The organism is Gleimia hominis, assembly GCF_002871945.2.
GTDB classification, from domain to species: Bacteria; Actinomycetota; Actinomycetes; order Actinomycetales; family Actinomycetaceae; genus Gleimia; species Gleimia hominis_A.
Genome location: NZ_CP126963.1, coordinates 241,186 through 262,746, shown reverse-complemented (window position 1 = coordinate 262,746; position 21,561 = coordinate 241,186). Strand labels below are relative to the sequence as shown.

Sequence of the window (21,561 nt, the reverse complement as noted above, 5' to 3'; positions counted from 1 at the left end):
GCTTGCCTGTTAAACGCAGGCAAGCCCACGTTGGGTTTAGAAAGCTTCGTTTGAATCTTTACAGCTAAGAATAATTTGATCTAGAAAGAGCCGGGGCTGTTGCCCGCAGTATTTAATCCGAATACTGTTTGTGCCCAGTCGGATACTAGCAGTCGGTTATCGGCACTTTTCGCAATCCTTGTGGGACAACCAGTCGGGCTTATTATTGTTTTTCCATTCGGGAGCACGCTTACCGCTAAAGGTTCTGCGCTCCAGCCCAGTACATCCGGATTTACCAGGTGCGTTACCGCTAGCAAGTCATGAATCCACATTCCGTCCACTGGCCGTGTTTGCGCGCTGTACCGTATCCAAGGCTCCAACCATTTTGAGATTTTTTCTGCAATATGACCCGCTACTGGTACACGCGAGTCGACGCGCTCATCGTGTCTTGGGCGTAAATTCGAAGCTGTTAGATCATGCGCACTCTGTTTAATTTCACGCCACTCCTGTAGGGTCAAACAAGTTGTGCGCGTTACGTCCAGTGGGATCATCCAGATAGGAATCTTAGAGGACAGGACTACTTGCGCAGCTCGTGGGTCAACCGCAAAATTGGTGTCGACCTCACTAGTTTGTTTAAAGTAGCCACCCATCAACGATATTTGTTTAATTTTTGCTGCTACTTGCGGGTAATTCGTAATCAGTCTCGCGATATTCGTAAGCGGACCAATACACACAAGGGTTGTGGGCTCCCGAGCACAAAGCAGATCTTCAGCCATGTTTTGCAGTGCAGTAGCACGGCGGTTTGTTTGTGGATCCCAATTTCGTTCGGCGCAACCATCGATTCCCCACAGTGTACAGACGGACGGATCCTGGCTTGGCGCATCTAGTTTTGCCCTCAATGCGCGGGCGTTACCTGATAAAGGCGAACTCGAGCCTACGCGTATGGGAATATGAGTGTCCTGTTTCGAACTACGAACGAATGCTTGGACTATCTTCGAAGCCGAGGCCGCACCCTCCTCAGGTGAAGTGTTTCCAAATACGGTCCATATAGCAGCTACTTCAAGCTCCTTCGCTGCCAGTGCGTATGTTAGAGCCAACCCATCGTCCACATTTGCCCCTGGAATGCCATTTCCAGGATCACAATCAATGATTACGCGCATGGTGTTGCAGTCTCTCTAGATCGCGTCATCCATCAGCGACAGGTTGCGCCCACGCGTTTCCGGGGCCACAAACGTTGTTGCCAAGCCGATACCCGCCATAACGACAAAATAAGCAGCAAGTGGAATCCACGATCCGCTGGCGGCGAGCAGTGCGGAAGCCACCATGGGAGCCGTTCCACCAGAGAGTATCGAACCGAGCTCTTTCGCGACTGCCATCTTTGAGTAGCGGTGTTGAACTCCAAAGAGTTCCACGCCGTACGCGGCTTGTGCACCGAAGATACCAAGCGACGCGATGCACATTCCCACCACTATTACTGTGCCTACAATCCAAGGGTTGCGCGATTCCATCAGGTAGAAAGCTGGTATACCGTAGAGCACCAGTGCTAGGCAGAAATAGCGGTAAACGATTCTGCGTCCAAACTTGTCTGTTAACCAGCCGGAGAGTGGGATCACTACGAAGCCCAATATAGATGCTACGAACACAGCGGTCGTTGGTACCGATTTATCAATCGATAGAGCCTTCACCACATACCCCACCAAGAAACCTTGCGCAATGTACGAGGGCCCATTTTCACCAATCCGCAGGCCCATCATTACAAAGAAGGCCTTCCAACCGGCATTCGTTTCCGTTTGAGTTTTCGCTTCCGAAACCCATTTTTCTTTAGTTTTTTGAAACTCTTGGAAAACTGGGCTTTCTTTCATAGTTCTGCGCAGCAAGAGTGCTAGCAAGGCGACCAAGAATGAGCATAAGAATGGAATGCGCCACCCCCACGACATTATTTGGTCGTGAGGAAGCAAGAGCACCAGCAGCCACACGGTGGAAGCAAGCAGGGTACCACTATTGGACCCGACACCGATTAAAGAAGTAACTAAACCGCGTCGTTTCGAGGGCGCTGATTCAGCAAGCATCACGGCGCCACCGGATAGTTCTGCCCCCGCGCCAAATCCTTGTCCTAATCGACAAAGCACCAGCAACAATGGAGCCCAGAACCCAATACTGTGGTAACTCGGGATCAGACCAATGGAGGTTGTGGAGATTCCCATTAAAGCTACTGTTACGATCAGGATCGTTTTGCGCCCGTGAGTGTCACCGAGTTTACCGAGAACGATCGCTCCGATTGGTCGGGCGATGAACCCAACGGCCCAGGTGGCGAACGAGGAAAGAAGGGCGACTATTGGGGTTTGCTCTGGAAAGAATACGTCGCCGAAAACAAGGCCCGCGGCAAGCCCGTACAGAGCAAAGTCTACGTACTCCATTGTGGTGCCTAGCCAGATGGAGATTATTGTGGACCAGAAGCTTTTTCGGCCATCCTTTGTATCAAAATGTAGATCTGCAATGTGATGGTGTTGTTTGTTTGCTTTCCGTTTCACGCTCGAATCTCCTTGGGGTAACTAATTGCCCCTCTGACCCTACTATTTAAACGAAGTCAGCGCTTTTTTCACTACTTCCGCATAATATTTCCCGCCTTGACCATCGGGGTGGACGTAGTCGCCCGCCAGGTTCTCGGTATGTGCTCCAATAGCAGCCGCCCAGTCTGCCACCTGCACCCGGTCTTTACCCGCAGCCCAGCTGCGCATCACGTCATTACTCGGCCCAATCCACGTGGTCCGCTCCGGCCCAAACGCGGTTACCAGCACCAAATAATGGTCCTTCCCAATCAGCTCATACAACTGATCTAACTGCTCGGCCGACACCGCGGAATTCGTAGCCAAAGACAACACCACGTAAGGCCGCAGCGCACCCTCAGACTTTAAAGACTGAACCAAAGAAATCCCTGCCGGCATCGCGCGCGACACTTCCGCGTCCACACTCACATCCGGTAGCGCCTGCTGCAACGCCGGTGCGGCCGCGAGCGTAACGGAATCACCAATCACCGTCACATTCTTCCCCACCACTTGCGGCGCATGCCCAGACCCACGGGGCTTCTTAGATTCCCCGTCAGCAGACTCCCCCTTATTACCATCGCTATTACCGGCGCCGGGCTCGTTACCGTCTTTACCGGCCCCGGGTTTCCCATTTTCCTGAGGTTCATTCCCCTGCTTACCGCCATGCGACTCATCGCCGTGCACCGCCTGCTGGCCTTTCTGCACAGCTAACTCAGCCGAGGTTTTTTCTGGCGCCCCAATCAAGAAACCAACCACGGCTCCCACCACAGCAATCACCGCCACCAGTGGGGTCACAAACTTAACGTAATCCACTGCCGCGGGTTTGTATCCACGCGAAGGCCGCATAAAAGCCCACGACGAGCCCAACCAGCGCCGCAACGTGTGGCCAATCCCATCGCGCCGCATCGGCTCCTCAACAAACCGGAAAGACAAAGCCGCAGCCACAACAGACAAAACCACCACAACGCAACCAATAATCCGCGTATCCACGTGCGGCAACTCATGCGACAAAATCACCCACACCGGCCAATGCCACAAATACACCCCATACGAACGCACGCCGAACCACTTAATGGGCTTCCACTCCAACAAACCCACCAGGAGCTTCGCGGGGTAGCGCTCATCAATCGGCCCAAGCACCCCCTGAATAACCAGGGCACTGCAAACACACGCCAGCAGCGTGCCCCACGGGTACACCCACGTCTGACTATCCGGAATGTGCAAGCAGCACAGCACGATTCCAATCAAACCGAGCCAAGCGCCAACCCCACGCACCAACGGGTACCGACGCCGGCCCACCCCCAGCGGATTCGCCGTAGCCAACGCCAACGCCGCCCCCACCATGAGGGAAAACGCGTGCGAATCACTACCCTGGTAAGCGCGCGTAAAATCGTCCGCATTGGAAATCAAATACGCCATCCACCCGGCAGACAGGGCTCCCAAAACCGTGGGAACTACCCAGCGTACGCCCCGCCTCAGAAGAATCACCAGAAGGACGATCGCGGGCCAAAGTAAGTAAAACTGCTGTTCAACTGCAAGCGACCACACGTTAGTCCACAAATGCGGATTCGCCTGGTCGAAGTAAGACGCGCCCCGAGCGATCTCCACCCAGTTATACGAAAAGGTAATTACCCCCAAGAACTGTGGCAGAATCCCTGCAAGCAGGTCCATACTCAAGGTGCCCGCAACAATTAACGTCACCACCGCCATCAACGCGGACGCCGGCAACAAACGCCGGATACGGCGCAGCCAGAAGCTCCACAGGTTGATGCGACCCGATCTGTGATGCTCCTTAACGAGCAGCGCGGTGATCAGGAACCCGGAGAGCACGAAAAACACGTCGACCCCCAAGAAACCTCCGGGAGCAAATGGGGATAAGTGGTATGCAAGCACTGCGATCGCACCAATGGTTCGCAAACCGTCAAGGCCCTTAACTCGGCGCTTCTTTACGGATGCTACATTAGCCGATTCCACAACTTCCCTAACTTTCTCGCCTGCGTTCCTGAGCCTAAATTATATGCCGCACTGGGAGAGTTACAGCAACATCTACTAGTATGGCGTGTATGAGTGTTGTCACCGAAGAGTCTGTACGTAAAGCGTTAGAGGACGTCATAGATCCGGAAATTCGCCGGCCCATCACGGAACTAAACATGGTTGATTCCGTCGAAATTGACGGCACCCATGTGACCGTGGGAATCCTCCTCACCGTCGCGGGCTGTCCCCTCAAGGACACGATTAATAACGACGTGGAACAGCGTCTGCTGAAGGAAGATGGGATTGAATCCGTCACCATCAACTTGGGTGCGATGAATGAGGAGCAGCGCAAGGCCCTGCGGGAGCAGTTGAACGGTGGGGTTACCGAGCGTGAGATTCCGTTTGCGAAACCCGGTTCCCTAACCCGCGTGATCGCCGTGACATCCGGCAAAGGTGGGGTTGGGAAGTCTTCAATGACAGCTAACCTGGCGGCTGCGATGGCGAAGCAGGGTCTGAAGGTTGGGGTTGTGGATGCGGATATTTACGGCTTCTCCATCCCCCGCATGATGGGGGTTGAACACGAACCAACTGTTATTGACGGGATGATCATCCCCCCGATTGCGCACGAGGTGAAAGTTATTTCGATCGGCATGTTCGTGCCGGACGGCCAGGCAGTAGTGTGGCGTGGCCCGATGCTGCACCGGGCGATTCAACAGTTCTTGGCGGACGTGTTCTGGGGTGACCTAGATGTGCTTTTGCTGGACTTGCCGCCGGGCACAGGTGACGTAGCGATTTCGATTCCGCAGCTGCTACCGAACTCGGAGATTCTGGTGGTCACCACCCCGCAGATCGCCGCTGCGGAAGTGGCGGAGCGGGCTGGTTCCATTGCACAGCAGACGAACCAGCGGGTAATTGGCGTGGTTGAGAACATGTCGTACCTGCCACAAGATGATGGTTCGCGTTTGAACATTTTCGGTGAGGGCGGGGGCCAAACCGTGGCGGACAGGTTGAGCGCGCAGCTCGGTTACCAAGTGCCTTTATTAGCGCAAGTTCCATTGGATGTTGCTTTGCGTGAGGGCGGCGACGCTGGTAAGCCCGTGGCTCTGGAATCCGGGCCGGCTGCTGAAGCTCTGGGCGAGGTCGCAACCGCGCTGGGTAAGCGCGCCCGCGGACTTGCCGGCCGTAATCTGGGGGTTAGTCCCGTTTAACTGACTCAGTCTTGACTGGGGCGATTACGGATCACCTGAGGCCGTGGGGCTAGGAGCGGGAGAGTTCTTGGTCGAAGATTTGTTTCGCGTCTTCACTGAATAGTGCGAATGTGATTTCTTGTGGCTCTTCCGTAACTGGGGTCTCTTCTGCGGTGGTGTAGCGTTCTTCGGGTTTCCACGCGCGCATAGCGCTTATGGCATGGTGGGCGACCTCAGGCATATCCCACCCGTAAACACCACCGGAAATGGCGGGGAACGCGACAGTGCGGGCACCGAGCTCAGTGGCTACGTTAAGGCTGTTTGTGAACGCGTTGCGCAGCAGCTGCGGGTCAGTTTGGCCGGCGCGTTTATTGGGCCCAACCGTGTGGATCACCCAGCGGGCCGGCAAGTTAAACCCGCTGGTCGCCACGGCCTGCCCCACCGGCAGGCCATCTGGGAGGGATGTGGCACGAAGTTGCTTACAAGCTTCAAGTAGTTTGGGGCCGGCGGCGCGATGAATCGCTCCATCCACACCCCCGCCCCCAAGCAAACTGGAGTTCGCGGCATTAACAATCGCGTCAACAGTCAAAGTAGTGATATCAGCTAACTGTGTTGAAATCTGTAATGTGCTCATGCTTACAGGGTAGCTGTTATCCCACCTCTGCGGTGCGCGCGTTACTAGCCTTCCATATTGAACTTGCCCACTACTTTCGCTTTCGAAGTAGAGAAAATGTCAGACACTTCCACGGTTAACTCAGAATCATCCTTCAGAACAAACGCCTGCGTAACTGTCCCCGTGGCACCCGGCTGAAGGTTCTGCAGCTCAGAGTTCGCGTCGTACGAACCGGCGCTGTCGTCGGTAATTAGAGCACTCTTTAGCTGGTTGCCGTTTTGGAACACGTCAGAATGCATAAGCGCCATGAACGATTGGTTCTCATCCGACTTGTTGGTCCACTCGTAGGTAACAACAACCGTAGGCTTTCCATCTATATCCGTACCTTCTTTGACAACGGACACGATTTTCACGTGGGATTCAGACAGGTCCCCCTCCATCTCTTGGACGTTTTTGGCTGAGCCCTGTGCGTCCGCATCGTCAGATTTCTTCTGATCGTTTGAGTCACCATCGTTGCCCGACTGGTCTGACTCCCCGCTAGTACTTTGGTTGGTTTCGAACGCTTTACCGGCTTCATCAAACGCATCCGAAATACTCTTTTGAACCCACAGTGTAACTATCAGGGAGATTACGCACAGCACAGTCGCCACAATCGCCAGTGGCTTGCCAGACTTTTTACCACGCAGCGTTCCGACGAGGCCGATAATGCTCAGCACCAGCCCCACTGCGCCGAGCACGAAAGAAATATTATTGATCAGCGGAATAAAGCAGGTCAGAGCCGCCACTGCCCCCAGAACTAGACCAATAATCCCGCATACGGTGGTGCCTTTAGGTTGATTCACTGAACCATTAGATTCACTTACTGCACTGTTGAGCTGCGGTTCCACGCCATTATTACTCATGTGAAAATCCTTCTATTAGGGTTTGCGCACTGCTTGTTATGGTCTTGTACGCTTGAACGCCAGGTTTTACACAAACCCAGTTGTACCGTTTTGACCAGCAGTTTCACACTACCGATTGGCCGGAAAACACAACATTGTACGATGAGGCAGAAAAAGTGTCCCCTTCGGGCAAGAATGCCACGTAGTTACGTCTAAACGTCCACTTGCTTGTACCCGTTTGGCCGATAGGTTCCGCGCCTTTGTTGATTTACAGTTAGATTCATGAGGTACATGAGGGAAGACCGTGGTAGCGCGCCCGCTGGGGGTAACGCGGCGCGTAAGCCGTTTGCCTCCTCGCTCAAGCGTGCATTGACTCTGGCGTTCAAACCGAAACGGCGCGCTTTTGCCGACGATGTTCCCGTGCGCTCGCGGTGGTGGTGCACACTCATTATGATTCCACTGGCAGTGTTCACCTGCCTAGTACAAGCCAGTGCAATCGGGATTCGTTTTTTACCAAAAGGTACTGGCCCCATTTCCGCCCCCCAGCTTCTGGCTGCGGTTTTTACTCTCCTTGCTCTGCTGCTCGCGTTCGTTATCCCTTTTAGTTTGCTCCGCCGCTCAACTCATCCAGAGATGGTGTTCTGGCTTTGCTTGGTAACTGTACTGGTGTTCCCGTTCGATCCCCTACTTCTTCTGATGGCCCTCACGGCCCATGTGGCGCGGCGCAGAAACAAGGCAGTAACGCTTTTGGTATGTGGTGTTTCACTACCAGTTGTAGTTCTCGCGCATATGCGGGACGCGTTGCAACCACCTCAAAACTCTATGTGGCACAGCGTGTTTGCGGGCAACGCTAACTCAACCGTTTCGAATGCCGTTGAGACCAGCCAGGTGCTTGTTTCTAACGCAACGATAATCGCGGTTGCGATTATTTACGCACTCGCTAGTTGGGGTGTTGCCGTGCTAATAGGTTTCTATATTAGAACGCGTGCCGGCCTGGCTGTTGCGAGTAAGAAGGTGCAAGCGGAGCAGCATCGAAGTGACGATCTGCAGCAAACCTTGCACAACCAGAAGCTTGCCGATGCAATCGCCGCAGAAGCCCACGATACGTTAGCACATTCACTTTCTCTGATTTCTCTGAGCGCGTCCGTGTTGCAAGCGCAGATGGCGAGGCTGGAAAAAGATCGGTCTCTCAGCCCGGAGCAGACACAACAAATGCTGGTTACGGCGCAGACTCTGCGTGAACAAGCTGCGGGTGCGATGGATGAAACGCACTCCATTATTGACATGTTGCGCCACCCTGACGTCGCTTGGAAGCAGCTGTCCGTTCCTTCCACAGAGGCGTGCTTAACGCGTGAATCTTTAGAACAGTTACTGAATAATGTGCGCGAGGCAAGTGTGCACGTGAACACCTGGATAGAGATAGAAGAGCTTTCTGGCCTGAGTGATGTAATCAGTAAAGTTGCGTACCGCGTTCTTCAAGAGGCACTAACGAATGCTATGCGCCACGCTCCAGGTGCCGAGATTATGGTTGAAGTTACCGCTACTCCAGAGGCAGGAGTGCATATTCACGTTTCCAATAGTGCCTCCAATATTTCGCTTGAGGGTAGTTACAAGTCGGCAGGCAACATAGATTCGGGCATTACAAGTACCGAAACCACGAACGCTGCACAGCAAAATGATCAACAAAACACGCCACAAGCTGAGCATAATCCAACGCCACCTGGCGGCACTGGGCTAATCGGACTCACGAAGCGTGTTGAGACGGAGGGTGGGCAGCTGCAATACGGCTTCGACGACAAGCACTTGTTCCACGTGGATGCGACGATCCCGTGGGCGTAGTATTCCACCAGGTAATACAAGGCAGCTAGGGGTGCCGAAGAGCACCTACCAGTATTTCGAGGTGGTGGATTTATCGTTTACATGAGGTGAAATCCCGTGTATTCACTTGAAGTACAATTGGGATCATGAGTGAAGGGCTGCCGGTTACCGTAGGGCTTGTGGATGATGACCCGATGGTTTGTCAATCTTTGAAGTTGATTCTTTCCGAGTACTCGAAGTCTCAGATCCAAGTTTTATTTACCGTCACCAGCGGTAGCGAAGCTCTGCAGCGCGCGCAAGAAACCCAGCCAGATGTGTTGTTGATGGACATCGCTATGCCGGGTATGAGTGGTATTGAAGCCACCGCGTTGGTTAGGCAGTTGCCTTCCCCACCTCAAGTTTTAATGCTCACCTCTTTGCACCCAAAAGAGACCATAAATGCGGCAGTGGAAGCAGGTGCATGTGGGTTTATTTCTAAAACTGAAGAGCCAAAAAGAATAATTGAACGCGTTATTGAAGCGGCGCAAGGAAACCCGCAGTTCGACGCTTCGGGGCAACGCCAGCTAATGAACTACCTCGTTAGCGAACAACCGTACTCACGCCGCGACAGGGCCCGCGCCCAACTAAATAGCCTCCCGGAGCGCGAGCGTCAGGCAGTGGTGTTGGCAGCCCAGGGGCTAACAAACGCGGAGGTTGCGGACGCCATGTATATTTCAGAGCGAACAGCAAAAGCACACTTATCATCTGCCTCAAGCACGCTGGGAATGAACCGGATCCAAATGGCACGCCTCGTTGAACGCGCCAACCTTTAGCTTAAACGGGCCCAATCTGATTCCTCATGGAATTCAGACTCACTTCGGTCACAGTCGTCAACTCACCGGACCTGCCCATCCCACTCGATACAGAACCGTTCCACCAGGGTACGCGCAACGAAAATTTAGTCTGCGCGAAGTGGCGACGGTCCGCAGCTAAAACCGGTCAGCTCAGATCTAACCGAACTTCCGTGCCGACCCAGCGTTCGTAGTGGTCTAGAACGTCGTGGCACACCTGGTCTTCGGTGTAATCGTAAATATTGTAATTAACGCCGGTGGGCAGCGATACCTGCAGCCGGCACGTCGTGTCATCTTGGTGGGATACGCGCCCACCGCCATACACTGGTTGCAACACGCGGTGCACCTGCACGGCATACAAGAAGTCATCGTGCAGCTGCGATGTTACATACAGCTCCGCCCGCAGATTCTTCCCCCCGGTCTTAGACAGAACCTCAGAAATATCAACCTGCGCATTCGCACCCAAACGCTGCAACTCGCGGGCAATCTTCTGCAACGCGGGAATCACCACCCGCTGCATGCGCCTACTAGCTCGCGCCGGTGAAACACCCGTCAACTGGCGGCTCAAACGCGCCTGCCACGACCCGCGCGAATCGTCATTAGTACGCCCCAACACCTGCGACGTCACCGTCGTCATCAACGCTGCTTCGCGTTTCTGCTCACTACGCAGCGCCCTCAAGAAACCAACCATCACAAAAATCATGACGAACGCGAACGGCAACCCCATAATCACCGTCGCATTCTGCAACGCAGGCACCCCATCAACCGTGAGCATCGCAATCGTCAACACTGCGGTAGATCCAGCCCAGAAAATCCGCAGCCACGACTTCGCATCAACCTCCGGAGCCGGCAACTTAGAACACAGGTTCGCCATCACCAACGCCCCCGAATCCGCCGACGTAACGTAAAACAACAAGCCAACAAACGTTGCCAACCCAATGATCGCCGTGGCAAACGGGTAGCCCGACAAGAGCGTAAAGAAACTCTGCTCCGGGTTTGTGAGCGCCAACTCACCAAACGCACTATCACCACTTTGGATGCGTTTAATCGCTGCGTTCCCAAAAATCGTGGCCCACATGACGATGTAAGAAAACGGGATTGTTAAACACCCCAACACAAACTGGCCAATGGTGCGGCCACGCGAAATCCGTGCCAAAAACATGCCCACAAACGATGCCCACGCGATCCACCACGCCCAGAAAAACAAGGTCCACGCGCTCATCCACTCAGTCGGGTAGTTATACGCCATCGTGTCCAGAGTCATGCCGGGGAACATAGAGATGAAATCACCGATATTCATCACCATTGCGCGCAGTAAAAACGCGGTGTCGTCCGCGATCAGCACGAACACGCAGATCGCGATCGCCAGCAAGACGTTCAGTTGGCTGAGCACGCGGATTCCCTTATCCACCCCTGTGGTTGCGGACACCGTTGCCATCACCACCGCGACGATCACAAGCCCCACCTGCGCGGGTAGGCCCTGTTCGACCCCGAACAGCATGTCGAGCCCCACGTTCAGCATAACCACGCCGATTCCCAGTGACGCGGCCACACCAAAAATGGTGCCGGTAACAGTGGCGATATCCACCGCGTGCCCCGCCGCGCCCTTAACCCGCTTACCAATCAGTGGGTACAGGGCAGACCGCACCGCGAGCGGCAGACCGTGTCGGTGTGCGAAATACCCAAGCGTCATCCCCATCAGCACGTACATGCCCCAGCCGACGAGCCCGTAGTGATGCATCATCCACACCGTTGCCTGACGCGCCGCGTCAATCGTCCCCCCTGCTCCCTGCGGCGGCGCCACGAAATGCGACGCTGGTTCCGCCACAGCGAAAAACATGACGTCCGTACCGATCCCCGCGGCGAACAGCATCGCACCCCATGTGAGGGTAGAATACTCGGGTCGGTCCGTATCTTTACCGAGCCGCACCCGCGAATACCTCAGGGCAATATAAACCACGAAAACTAAAACCACGGCGCCCAACAGAATGTAGAACCAGCCCAGGTACGTGGAAATCCAAGTGACCGCACCTTCTAGAAACGAGTTCATACGTTTGGGGGAAACAAACGCCCACAGTGCAACCGCGAGCGTGAAAACCGCTGATCCCGCTAAGACCAGGCGTTGTGTTTTCGGGGTTAAATCGTCTGTGCGTTGCACCTGGGTTGCTTGCGTAGTATCCGCCGGCATCAGCTATTCATTCCTTCTTCCCAGCTGTAGCTTGTTCGCATACTTATCTTATGCAAAACGTTTCGCGGATTTTAAAACCGCCATTTATTCCCCTTGAGGGCATTGCACTATCAGTGCTGCACAGGTCAAACCGTGCGTTAACGGCAGGGCGTGGGGAACGTTGGTCGACACAGCATGAGGAACTGCGCGCAGCGGAGCATTCAAAAGCCTGTCTAGCGAAGCATGAAGATGGCGACGATACCCACGACTACTATTAGAGCGCGCAGCACCCAGGCGGGTAGGCGCCGGCCCACTACTGCGCCGAGCTGACCGCCGATTATGGTGCCGATCGCCATTAACCCAACCGCGTCCCAAGAAACGGGAAACGCAACCACAAACACGATGGCGGCAACGATATTGACGAGTGTTTGCAAAACGTTTTTAAGCCCGTTCACGCGTTGCAGTGACTCCGGCAAGCCGAGCCCTAAAATGGCCAGCAAGAGTATGCCCTGCGCGGCACTGAAGTAGCCTCCGTACACACTTGCGAAAAACACGGCGACCCCGGTTGGGAGCACCACGTTTTTCGACTGCGCAACCGGCCGCTGTTCCCGGCGGCGTTCCAGCACGCGATTAAGCCACGGTTGCACTAAAACTAAAAGGACGGCAAGGCCAATGATAATCGGAACGATTGCTTTGAACGCGCTCTCGGGCAAAATAAGAAGTAGCGCGGCGCCCCCAATAGCGCCGAGTAGGGACACGACACCGTATCCAATAATCCGTTTTTTCTGCCCCTCAAGTTCGCGCCGGTACCCCCACGCACCAGATATTGAGCCGGGCACCAGACCTATCGTGTTCGTTATATTCGCAACCAGCGGTGAGTAGCCGAACGCAAGCAAAATTGGGAAACTCACGAGCGATCCACTGCCAACCATCGTGTTGATAGCACCGGCCCCAATCCCCGCGGCAATAATGCCCAAAATCGCTCCGATGGTCACGCTAACTCCCCTCAACTACCTGCCAGCTGATACCTACCGCAGGCACCTGCTAACCCACACCTTTTGCGCCTACCTACATTAGTCCACGAGCATGCTAGGACCCAACAGATATCCACTGCCCGGGGAAGGCATTCGACGCTTCTAAGACAGCCAGCCGTTATAAGACGATCCTGGTCTAGAAAAGCTGGGCCTACCCAAACCGACTCCCTACGCCTGCCCAAACTGATCCAGCATGCGCCTACGCAAACCAATTCAGTCCGCGCCTACCCAAACCTTTTTCACGGATATAAACTTGTTAATTGCAGGTTCAGATAATCTTCACTCGATAGGAGTACTAATATGCGGAAGACCCCATTTACTGACAGCGTGGTTGCAACCGGTTTATCAGATTCGCTCCCGATCGTTGCGGATGCCACGACCTCAAAAGTACCTATTGATAACGAAATCTTGCAGTTAACCATATTCACGTTCGGAAAAGGCCAGTCCCTTTCCACCCACGCGAGCCCCAAAGCGGTAGTGGTAACGCTTCTAGAAGGCGAAATGAGTTTTCCTGTTGAGGGACAAGACCACACGATCACTGCGGGTGACTCGATATATCTAGCTCCAAAGGCTTCACATTCACTAACCGCGTTAACAGATTGCCGGATGCAACTGGTGATGGTAGACGCGAAACCCTGGCAGCCGCAGGATTAACTACGCAGCCCGATAAAGCGCCCGGCCCGTTAAGGCGATGCGCGCGTTCAAGCGCCCGACCCGTGAAGGCGATGCGCGCGTTCAAGCGCCCGGCCCGTTTAAGCGGCCAGGTCAGTTGCGGGGGCGCGGATTCCTGTAAACAGCTTGCCCAGTCAGGCGTCGGGTTTTCTTAGTGGACGCAGCCGCCCGCACCGCACGTGCCACCTGGGCTCCGTAGCCGCGCCGGTCCGACACATACCACTGCCCCACGCGCATCCCACGTTTTTGCGGTGCAACCGGGTTCAGCGGCGCGCGTACCGCCCCTGTTTCGCCCGCGGTCCCAGATGTGGCACCGGTTGCGGCACCAGTGGACGCTCCAGTGGCCGGCCCCACTGCGGTTGCACTAGCCGCAGCCGCACCGGCAGCTTGAACAGAGCCTGCTGTCTGGTTCGAGGTAGCTGCTGACGAGGCTTGGCTGGGGCCGGCTGGCGCAGAAGTCTGATTCGAGGTGGAGGCCGCGGCATTAGCGTGTGCCGTCGCTTGCGCATTCGCTTGGGAACTTGCATTCGCCTGCCCAAACGGGCCTACGAGTTTACGCCACTCATCCATCTCTTCTTGTACCGCTTCGCGCACAATCCGACGTGGATCATACTGGCGCACATCCAAGGCAGACAAGTTCATGTTCCGCAGGTCGTCTCCAACCTCAGAATCCAAAGACGCCCGCACCTTAGTCAGCTGCACGCGCAACTTCTTAACCCACCGCGTCAGAGTGCGCGTAACCTCAGGAAGACGAGACGGGCCCACAACCACAACGATGACCACGGCGATCACCAAAAACTCCGCCCCGCTAATTCCAAACATGGCTCTATTCTAAGCAGAACCCGCGGGGGCCTCGAACCGACTAGAATAGAAACAATCACACTAATGCGCTCAGGAGGTAACCATCAGTACCGATAAAGCCCTCAGCTGGTCATACTGCGAAGATTTTGTTCCCGAGGGCGACGTCATAGCCGCAACCCGAATGCAAGCCGAAGAACTGGGCTGCACCCCCATCTCCCCGGGCACCGGCTCCGCACTACGCACGCTCGTAGCCACCTGCGGGGCGAAAGCCGTGACAGAAATCGGTACTGGCGTGGGAGTGTCCGGCCTGTGGCTCCTATCTGGAATGCGGGAAGGTGCGGTTCTGACCACCATTGACCACGAAACCGAGTTCCACCGCGTAGCCCGCGCTGCCTTTGCCGCCGCCGGCTCGCGCCCACCCCGCACCAGGTTAATCACTGACCGCGCGTTGGATGTCCTTCCCCGCATGGCCGCGCACGCTTACGACATGGTGTTCGTTGACGCAACCCCGTCAGAAAATGCCGCGTACATCCAGCATGCTGCACGCATGCTCCGACCCGGAGGGGTCCTCGCCTACGCCCACGCTCTCTGGCACGACACTGTTGCGGACCCCGCCCGGCGCGAACCCGGCACCGTCACCATGCGTCAACTGAACAAAGAACTCGCTGAATCCGACCAGTTCATCACCAACCTCCTGCCCGTCGGTGACGGCCTGCTCATAGCTGTGCGGCAATAATGCGGTGGTAGCAAGAAACGGGATGGAAAGCACTCTTAGTGCTAACCATCCCGCTGGGATTAAACTATTACGCCAGCTACTTCACCGCTTCAGCGAGCTCTCCCGCCAGCGTCTGGGCCTCCTCAGGTGTCAGTTCAATAACGAGGCGTCCGCCTCCCTCACTGGGGATGCGCATGACGATTCCGCGCCCTTCCTTCGTAGCCTCCATGGGGCCATCACCGGTGCGGGGCTTCATTGCAGCCATATTCCACTAGTCCTCTCTTGAATCACAACCGGCACGCTAAACCGCGAAACCAGTCTTTAGCCCCTATTCTATCGAAAAACTAGCGTTTGCACGCGAAAAGCCATGCAACAACTCGAGGTCACACGCGAAAAAGCTCGCAGACAGCTGCTGTTCACCCGCGCAAAAGCTTACTGACACCTCGCGTTCACATGCTGAATAACCTCCACCATCCGCGCCTTCGCGTACGGATCTTTACTTCGCGCCATTCACACTGCAGTACTCACGAACGATCCCCACAGCTTCATCCGCCGTGTCCACCACCTTCAACAACAGTTCATCGCCCTCAGAGATCATGCCTTCCTTCAGCATCGTGGTTTCAATCCACTCCACAAGCGGCGCCCAGAACCTCCGGCCAATCATCACAACTGGGAATGAGCGGATCTTATGCGTCTGCACCAAAGTGAGGGACTCAAACAACTCATCCATCGTGCCAAACCCACCCGGAAGTGCGATAAACCCCGACGAATACTTGACGAACATCGTTTTGCGCGCAAAGAAATACCTAAAGTTCACCCCCAGGTTCACCCACGGGTTCATCCCCTGTTCCTTCGGTAGTTCAATCCCCAAACCAACCGACGTTCCCTGAGCCTCATCCGCACCCCGGTTCGCAGCCTCCATCACTCCCGGGCCACCACCCGTGATCACCGCGAAACCTGCCTGCACCAACAGCCGACCAACCTCGCGCGACAGCGTGTAAACCGGGTCCGACGGCGCAATCCGGGCCGACCCAAAAACGGAAATCGCCGGCCCCAACCCAGCCAACGCCTCAAACCCCGCAACGAACTCAGACTGAATCCGCATCACCCGCCACGGGTCAGAATGACGCCAATCCTCCCCCTCGTTCTTCGCAAGCAAATGCTCATCGGAAGTCTTGCGGGGAATCTTGTGGCCACGCAACAACACGGGGCCCTGACGGTAGCTTTGCGAAGGGAAACCCGACTGATCAGATGGGGACATACCTGCTCCTAAACACTTACGAAACCATGTTTTACCATGTTAAAGCATTTACTGTACGCACCACGGACAGTAGAATTAGGCACTGTGAAAGAACAGATTGAAAACCCCGCGCAAACCGCGCGCGATGCCGCAGACACAATTGCCCAGCGCACCGGCGTGCAACAGCACGACATTGCGCTCGTACTCGGATCCGGATGGTCCGGTGCAGCAGACCTAATCGGCGAATGCAAACACACCATTCCCGCGCATGAAGTACCTGGTTTCTTCGCCCCCGAAGTTGCTGGCCACGGCGCCACCATGCGGTCGATTGAACTGGAAAACGGAAAGCACGCGCTCGTGCTCGGCTCCCGCACCCACTACTACGAAGGTAAAGGAGTGCGCGCTGTCGCCCACGGGATGCGCACAGCAGCTGCGGCGGGTGCTCGCGTTGCCGTGCTCACCAATGGTTGCGGCGGCCTCAACCCAGAATGGAAACCTGGCCAAGCGGTACTGATTCGCGACCACATTAACTTAACTGGCACGTCTCCCATTGAAGGCGCGAACTTCGTGGATCTAACCGACCTGTATTCCACGCGACTGCGCAGTATTGCCCACGAGGTGGATGCGAACCTACCCGAAGGAGTGTACGCGCAGTTTCGTGGCCCCCACTACGAAACCCCCGCGGAAGTGCAGATGGCACGCATTATTGGGGCGGACCTAGTGGGTATGTCCACCACCTTGGAAGCGATTGCCGCGCGCGAAGCGGGGATGGAAGTACTGGGGATTTCCCTTATGACGAACCTGACGGCTGGGATTTCTCCCACCCCACTTCCTCATGAGGAAGTGATTGCAGCGGGCGAGGAAGCTGCCCCGCGCATTTCCAAGCTGCTGGCAAACATTGTGCGCCGCATCGCGAATGCCAACTAGAAGCGAAATACACCAACCGCAAACACGCTGGCATTAACTAAAAAAGCTGCCTAGCTGCTCTTTTGATTAGCAACCGCGTAAGCCAGCTGGTGGCTCTTACCAATACCAAGCAGAAATCAGCCCACCAACCAGGTGGCTGAGAGAGGAAATCAATGGCTAAGTTCAACGAAGACACGGTGCGCGCCTGGATCGCTGACGATCCCGACGCAACCACCCGAGCCGAACTCGAAACCCTACTAGAACGCGCAAAATCAGGCGCCGCTGAGGCCAGTGAGGACCTCGCGGACCGGTTCGCGGGAACACTCAAGTTTGGTACCGCTGGGCTGCGGGGCCGGCTTGGAGCAGGGCCGAACCGCATGAACCGCGCGGTCGTGATTCGCGCGGCCGCTGGGCTCACCCAGTTTCTACTCGACCAGGTAGGGGAAGGGTTCCACCTGGTGGTCGGTTACGACGCCCGCTACGGCTCGGAGCAGTTCGCGCTCGACACCGCCGCGGTTGCAGTTGCCGCCGGTGGACGCGTTTCCCTGTTCGACCAGCACCTACCCACCCCTTTGACTGCGTTTGCCCTCAAGTACCTGGATGCGGACGCGGCAGTTATGGTAACGGCCTCGCACAACCCGCCTAAAGACAATGGGTACAAGGTTTATTTAGGCGGCCGTGTAGTTACCGACGCGGGGCAGGGCGCGCAGATCGTGCCGCCTTACGACGCGCAGATTTTTGAGGCGATCCAGGCGGTTGATTCGGCTAGCGCGGTTGAACGCGCCGAATCTGGGTGGGAGCTGATTGGCAGTGAAATTGTGGACGCGTATTTGGATCGCGCTACATCCCTGCTGCCACCGGCACAGTCGGATGAGGCGTTGGCGCGTTCGCGGGCAGATTTGAAAATCGTGCTCACATCCATGCATGGCGTGGGTGGGGAGACGACTTTGAAAGCTTTGGCGCGCGCCGGGTTTACGGACGTGCACGTGGTTGAGGCCCAGCATGAACCAGACCCGGACTTCCCCACTGTTCCCTTCCCGAATCCGGAGGAGCCGGGGGCTTTGGACCTGTCGTTCAAACTTGCCCGGAAGTTAGGCGCGGACATTATTTTAGCTAACGACCCGGATGCGGACCGATTCTCCGCTGCAGTGCCTGACCCGCGGGGTGAAGATGGTTGGCGTCAGCTAACAGGTGACGAAGTGGGCGCCCTGCTAGGCACCGCGGTCGCCCGCGAATACGAGGGGAACGCGGACGCGGTTTTGGCTAACTCTATTGTTTCTTCACGGTTGCTGTCGCGTATTGCTAAGCACTACGGGGTGTCTTACCGGGCGACGCTAACCGGGTTCAAGTGGATTTCCCGCACTCCCGGAATCGTGTTTGGTTACGAGGAAGCCCTGGGATACTGTGTTGACCCAGACCACGTGCGTGACAAGGATGGGATTAGCGCATGTTTGAAGATTTCTGCGATGGCTTCGCAGTACAAGGCGGCGGGCCGCACGCTGGTGGATGCGTTAGATGATTTTGCGCGTGCGTACGGTTTGCATGCCACCGCTCCCCTGTCGATTCGCGTGTCTGACCTGTCTTTGATTTCGAAAGGCATGCAGAACCTGCGGGCCGGGTCCGTTAAGTCCCTAGGTGGTTCCCCAGTTATTTCCGTTGAGGACCTGTCTGACGGCAGCGCGGACTTGCCACCCACAGATGGCCTGATCTTCCTCACCGAACGTGGTGACCGCGTGGTAGCCCGGCCTTCTGGGACGGAACCGAAACTGAAATGCTACCTAGAAACCATCGTGCCGATAGATACATGTAATTCGCCTGAGGCCGGTGCTGATTCTAAGGCTGGCGGTGACGCTAGGGTGGGTGCTGGTTCCAAGGCCGGTGGCTCCAAGACCGGTGGCGAGCAGGTGTCTGAACTCGCTGCAACGGTTGATGAAGCGCGGGACATTGCCGCGAGCCGCCTGGAGGCCATGAAAGCTGATATGCGGGCAGGAATGGGGATCTAACCCCACCGCAACATCGCTCGTTCCTAGTGCGCCAAACAAGCAGGTGGCTGCGACGCCTTCGTTTTGAAGGGCCGCAGCCACCTGCAGTTCTATTTCAGCGAGCGCTATTTTGATTGTTTAGCGAGAACTACGCCAGCTTTGCCTGCACATTGCGCTTACTTGAGCGCATGCTTGTTAGCTGTCTAGGCCCGCGAGTACTTTCGCGGTAGAGGACAGGCCGAGCCGGTTCGCTCCCGCTTCGACCATGGCGAGCGCTGTTTGCGCATCCCGGATTCCACCGGAGGCCTTCACGCCCATCGAATCACCCACTGTTTCGCGCATGAGCTTAACCGCGTGCACCGACGCACCCCCAGCCGGGTGGAACCCCGTGGAAGTCTTCACAAAATCCGCGCCCGCAGCTTGCGCAGCCTGGCAGCACGCCACAATCTGCTCATCCGACAGCAGCGCCGACTCAATAATCACCTTCAATACCGCGCCGCTAGTCGCTTCTCGCACCGCGCGGATATCGGCCTCAACGCCTTCAAAATCGCTTTCAAACACGAGTTTCAAGTTCACTACCATGTCGATTTCCTGCGCGCCTTTAGACACGGAATCGGCGGCCTCCGCAGCTTTTACGCTGGAGGGATGAGCGCCGGATGGGAAACCGCACACCGCTGCTACAGCCAGCCCTTGCGGAACCTCAATCGGCAACTGGTTCGGGCTGACGCACACGGAATACGTGCCTAACTGCGCGGCCTCATTAATCAACGCTTTCACATCTTCGGCGGTAGACTCCGGCTTGAGCAGGGTGTGATCCACCATGTGCGCCAAAGTTTTCTTATCCATATCTTCCTCCTATCGAAAAACAATCAAGTAAACACCCGGCCTACTAGCAAACCGTTGCTTCTTTACCCGGTGTAGGAACCACTAGCTGATCCGATCCAACACAACCTCGCGGGCCGGGGGTGCACACTGGTCAATGTCGATCGCCCCATCCAAAACTTCTAACGCCCGCTCGAACCGTTCTGGCGTTTGCGTGTGTAGACGCAGCAGTGGCTGGCCTTTCTGCACCCTGTCACCGGGCTTGGCGAACATCTCCACCCCAGCTTCAGCCTGCACCGGGTCCCCTTTCTTAGCGCGCCCAGCGCCCAGGCGCCACGCCGCTACCCCCACTGCTAAAGCGTCGAGCTTCGTCAAATAACCATCCGTTGGTGCAACCACGTCCTCGGTTTCACGCGCCTGCGGCAGGGGTGCATCCGGGTCCCCACCTTGCGCGGTGATCATCTGCCGCCACCGGTCCATCGCCCGGCCGTCTTGCAGTGCGGCCTGCGGGTCCGCATCCTGATGGCCCGCGGCGATGAGCATCTCTTTCGCTAGCGCGAGTGTCAGTTCCACAACGTCGGCTGGTCCGCCGCCCGCTAGAACCTCCACGGCTTCGCGCACCTCCAGCGCATTCCCGGCTGTCAGGCCCAGTGGAGTCGACATGTCCGTTAGCAACGCGGTGGTGCGAACCCCGGCGTCCGTTCCCAAGTCAACCATCGTGGACGCGAGCTCGCGGGCAGCCTCAAGGTCTTTCATAAAGGCCCCACTACCCACTTTCACGTCCAAAACCAGGGAATCCGTGCCCTCAGCGATTTTCTTGGACATGATCGAAGAGGCGATCAGCGGAATACAATCCACCGTGGAGGTGACGTCGCGCAGTGCGTACAGTTTCTTATCCGCGGGCGCAAGGCCCGCCCCTGCAGCACAAACCACCGCACCTGGGCCGGTGCCGAGAATCTGCATGATCTGCTCATTCGACACGTCCGCGCGCCAACCGGGAATCGACTCTAACTTGTCCAACGTGCCGCCAGTGTGGCCCAGGCCGCGCCCAGAAAGCTGCGGTACCGCCACGTCGAACGCAGCCACCAGGGGAGCTAGCGGCAGTGTGATTTTGTCACCCACCCCACCGGTTGAGTGCTTGTCCGCCGTTTTGCGAGGCAGCGAACCGAAGTCCATGGTTTCCCCAGAGTTGATCATCGCCTGGGTCCAACGCGCAATCTCCTTGCGGTTCATTCCCTTGAGGAAAATCGCCATGGCGAGCGCCGCCATCTGTTCATCGCCCACCACCCCGCGGGTGTACGCGTCGATCGTCCAGTCGATCTGCCCGGAACTGAGGGCGTTGCCATCACGCTTAGTTCGGATAACGTCTACTACATCGTATTTCTCACTCATCC

Annotated in this window: 19 protein-coding genes; 7 read left to right on the top strand and 12 right to left on the bottom strand. The window is 56.3% G+C overall.

The annotated features are described in order from the left end of the window. Positions 1 to 80 precede the first annotated feature (80 nt). Genes CJ187_RS09390 through CJ187_RS01190 form a run of 3 tightly spaced genes read right to left on the bottom strand, consistent with a single transcriptional unit; the run spans position 81 to position 4,499 of the window. Positions 81 to 1,139 (bottom strand): nucleoside hydrolase, encoded by a 1,059-nt coding sequence (locus CJ187_RS09390; RefSeq protein WP_102216115.1) that lies wholly within the window; start codon positions 1,137 to 1,139, stop codon positions 81 to 83. A 15-nt stretch (positions 1,140 to 1,154) separates the two neighbouring features. Next, positions 1,155 to 2,510, bottom strand: a complete 1,356-nt coding sequence (locus CJ187_RS01195) for an MFS transporter (protein ID WP_269843572.1) — start codon at positions 2,508 to 2,510, stop codon at positions 1,155 to 1,157. 42 nt (positions 2,511 to 2,552) lie between these two features. After that, a complete protein-coding gene (locus CJ187_RS01190; protein WP_102216116.1) occupies positions 2,553 to 4,499 on the bottom strand; it encodes an acyltransferase family protein in 1,947 nt (648 codons plus the stop codon). An 89-nt stretch (positions 4,500 to 4,588) separates the two neighbouring features. Between CJ187_RS01190 and CJ187_RS01185 the strand changes: the two genes are divergently transcribed. Beyond that, a complete protein-coding gene (locus CJ187_RS01185; RefSeq protein ID WP_102216117.1) occupies positions 4,589 to 5,707 on the top strand; it encodes an Mrp/NBP35 family ATP-binding protein in 1,119 nt (372 codons plus the stop codon). 49 nt (positions 5,708 to 5,756) lie between these two features. On the opposite strand, the gene CJ187_RS01180 is transcribed toward CJ187_RS01185, so the two are convergent. Further along, complete coding sequence (locus CJ187_RS01180; protein ID WP_102216118.1) at positions 5,757 to 6,320, bottom strand: O-acetyl-ADP-ribose deacetylase; 564 nt, start codon at positions 6,318 to 6,320, stop codon at positions 5,757 to 5,759. A gap of 44 nt (positions 6,321 to 6,364) precedes the next feature. Beyond that, entirely contained in the window at positions 6,365 to 7,201 is an 837-nt protein-coding gene (locus CJ187_RS01175) for a DUF5067 domain-containing protein (RefSeq protein ID WP_102216119.1), read from the bottom strand. A 270-nt stretch (positions 7,202 to 7,471) separates the two neighbouring features. Between CJ187_RS01175 and CJ187_RS01170 the strand changes: the two genes are divergently transcribed. Together CJ187_RS01170 and CJ187_RS01165 are read left to right on the top strand one after the other, a co-directional pair. Beyond that, positions 7,472 to 9,019, top strand: coding sequence for a sensor histidine kinase (locus CJ187_RS01170; protein ID WP_158237711.1), 1,548 nt, complete (start codon positions 7,472 to 7,474; stop codon positions 9,017 to 9,019). Positions 9,020 to 9,144: 125 nt separating this feature from the next. Beyond that, positions 9,145 to 9,810: a response regulator transcription factor gene (locus CJ187_RS01165; protein WP_102216121.1), complete on the top strand. Its 666-nt coding sequence runs from the start codon at positions 9,145 to 9,147 to the stop codon at positions 9,808 to 9,810. A gap of 166 nt (positions 9,811 to 9,976) precedes the next feature. Here CJ187_RS01165 and betT read toward each other — a convergent pair whose 3' ends face one another. Both betT and CJ187_RS01155 read right to left on the bottom strand, forming a co-directional pair. Next, the gene (betT, locus tag CJ187_RS01160; protein ID WP_102216122.1) at positions 9,977 to 12,016 is read right to left on the bottom strand and encodes a choline BCCT transporter BetT; all 2,040 of its coding nucleotides are present in this window, start codon (positions 12,014 to 12,016) and stop codon (positions 9,977 to 9,979) included. Positions 12,017 to 12,228: 212 nt separating this feature from the next. Continuing rightward, positions 12,229 to 12,990: a sulfite exporter TauE/SafE family protein gene (locus tag CJ187_RS01155; protein WP_102216123.1), complete on the bottom strand. Its 762-nt coding sequence runs from the start codon at positions 12,988 to 12,990 to the stop codon at positions 12,229 to 12,231. Positions 12,991 to 13,329: 339 nt separating this feature from the next. Here CJ187_RS01155 and CJ187_RS01150 point away from each other — a divergent pair, with 339 nt between their 5' ends. Beyond that, positions 13,330 to 13,683, top strand: coding sequence for a cupin domain-containing protein (locus CJ187_RS01150; protein ID WP_102216124.1), 354 nt, complete (start codon positions 13,330 to 13,332; stop codon positions 13,681 to 13,683). Between the two features lie 111 nt (positions 13,684 to 13,794). Here the strand turns inward: CJ187_RS01150 and CJ187_RS01145 are convergent, their stop codons facing one another. Further along, a complete protein-coding gene (locus tag CJ187_RS01145) occupies positions 13,795 to 14,523 on the bottom strand; it encodes a twin-arginine translocase TatA/TatE family subunit (protein WP_102216125.1) in 729 nt (242 codons plus the stop codon). A gap of 82 nt (positions 14,524 to 14,605) precedes the next feature. Between CJ187_RS01145 and CJ187_RS01140 the strand changes: the two genes are divergently transcribed. Further along, a complete protein-coding gene (locus CJ187_RS01140) occupies positions 14,606 to 15,238 on the top strand; it encodes an O-methyltransferase (protein ID WP_233187355.1) in 633 nt (210 codons plus the stop codon). A 76-nt stretch (positions 15,239 to 15,314) separates the two neighbouring features. On the opposite strand, the gene CJ187_RS01135 is transcribed toward CJ187_RS01140, so the two are convergent. Both CJ187_RS01135 and CJ187_RS01130 read right to left on the bottom strand, forming a co-directional pair. Continuing rightward, entirely contained in the window at positions 15,315 to 15,482 is a 168-nt protein-coding gene (locus CJ187_RS01135) for a DUF3117 domain-containing protein (protein ID WP_102216127.1), read from the bottom strand. A 231-nt stretch (positions 15,483 to 15,713) separates the two neighbouring features. Then, entirely contained in the window at positions 15,714 to 16,478 is a 765-nt protein-coding gene (locus tag CJ187_RS01130; RefSeq protein ID WP_102216128.1) for a TIGR00730 family Rossman fold protein, read from the bottom strand. An 84-nt stretch (positions 16,479 to 16,562) separates the two neighbouring features. On the opposite strand from CJ187_RS01130, the gene CJ187_RS01125 reads away from it, so the two are divergent. Beyond that, positions 16,563 to 17,384 (top strand): purine-nucleoside phosphorylase, encoded by an 822-nt coding sequence (locus CJ187_RS01125; protein WP_233187309.1) that lies wholly within the window; start codon positions 16,563 to 16,565, stop codon positions 17,382 to 17,384. A gap of 152 nt (positions 17,385 to 17,536) precedes the next feature. After that, the gene (locus CJ187_RS01120) at positions 17,537 to 19,366 is read left to right on the top strand and encodes a phospho-sugar mutase (protein WP_102216130.1); all 1,830 of its coding nucleotides are present in this window, start codon (positions 17,537 to 17,539) and stop codon (positions 19,364 to 19,366) included. A 174-nt stretch (positions 19,367 to 19,540) separates the two neighbouring features. On the opposite strand, the gene deoC is transcribed toward CJ187_RS01120, so the two are convergent. Beyond that, on the bottom strand, positions 19,541 to 20,191 hold the full coding sequence (gene deoC / locus CJ187_RS01115) for a deoxyribose-phosphate aldolase (RefSeq protein ID WP_102216131.1): 651 nt from the start codon (positions 20,189 to 20,191) through the stop codon (positions 19,541 to 19,543). A gap of 81 nt (positions 20,192 to 20,272) precedes the next feature. After that, positions 20,273 to 21,559 (bottom strand): thymidine phosphorylase, encoded by a 1,287-nt coding sequence (locus CJ187_RS01110; RefSeq protein WP_102216132.1) that lies wholly within the window; start codon positions 21,557 to 21,559, stop codon positions 20,273 to 20,275. Positions 21,560 to 21,561: the final 2 nt, after the last annotated feature.

Excerpts from the sequence above, each read along its gene's own strand:
- CJ187_RS09390 (WP_102216115.1), bottom strand. The coding sequence starts at position 1,139 with ATGCGCGTAATCATTGATTGTGATCCTGGAAATGGCATTCCAGGGGCA.
- CJ187_RS01185 (WP_102216117.1), top strand. The coding sequence starts at position 4,589 with ATGAGTGTTGTCACCGAAGAGTCTGTACGTAAAGCGTTAGAGGACGTC.
- CJ187_RS01180 (WP_102216118.1), bottom strand. The coding sequence starts at position 6,320 with ATGAGCACATTACAGATTTCAACACAGTTAGCTGATATCACTACTTTG.
- CJ187_RS01175 (WP_102216119.1), bottom strand. The coding sequence starts at position 7,201 with ATGAGTAATAATGGCGTGGAACCGCAGCTCAACAGTGCAGTAAGTGAA.
- CJ187_RS01170 (WP_158237711.1), top strand. The coding sequence starts at position 7,472 with ATGAGGGAAGACCGTGGTAGCGCGCCCGCTGGGGGTAACGCGGCGCGT.
- CJ187_RS01165 (WP_102216121.1), top strand. The coding sequence starts at position 9,145 with ATGAGTGAAGGGCTGCCGGTTACCGTAGGGCTTGTGGATGATGACCCG.
- betT (WP_102216122.1), bottom strand. The coding sequence starts at position 12,016 with ATGCCGGCGGATACTACGCAAGCAACCCAGGTGCAACGCACAGACGAT.
- CJ187_RS01150 (WP_102216124.1), top strand. The coding sequence starts at position 13,330 with ATGCGGAAGACCCCATTTACTGACAGCGTGGTTGCAACCGGTTTATCA.
- CJ187_RS01145 (WP_102216125.1), bottom strand. The coding sequence starts at position 14,523 with ATGTTTGGAATTAGCGGGGCGGAGTTTTTGGTGATCGCCGTGGTCATC.
- CJ187_RS01135 (WP_102216127.1), bottom strand. The coding sequence starts at position 15,482 with ATGGCTGCAATGAAGCCCCGCACCGGTGATGGCCCCATGGAGGCTACG.
- CJ187_RS01130 (WP_102216128.1), bottom strand. The coding sequence starts at position 16,478 with ATGTCCCCATCTGATCAGTCGGGTTTCCCTTCGCAAAGCTACCGTCAG.
- CJ187_RS01120 (WP_102216130.1), top strand. The coding sequence starts at position 17,537 with ATGGCTAAGTTCAACGAAGACACGGTGCGCGCCTGGATCGCTGACGAT.
- deoC (WP_102216131.1), bottom strand. The coding sequence starts at position 20,191 with ATGGATAAGAAAACTTTGGCGCACATGGTGGATCACACCCTGCTCAAG.
- CJ187_RS01110 (WP_102216132.1), bottom strand. The coding sequence starts at position 21,559 with ATGAGTGAGAAATACGATGTAGTAGACGTTATCCGAACTAAGCGTGAT.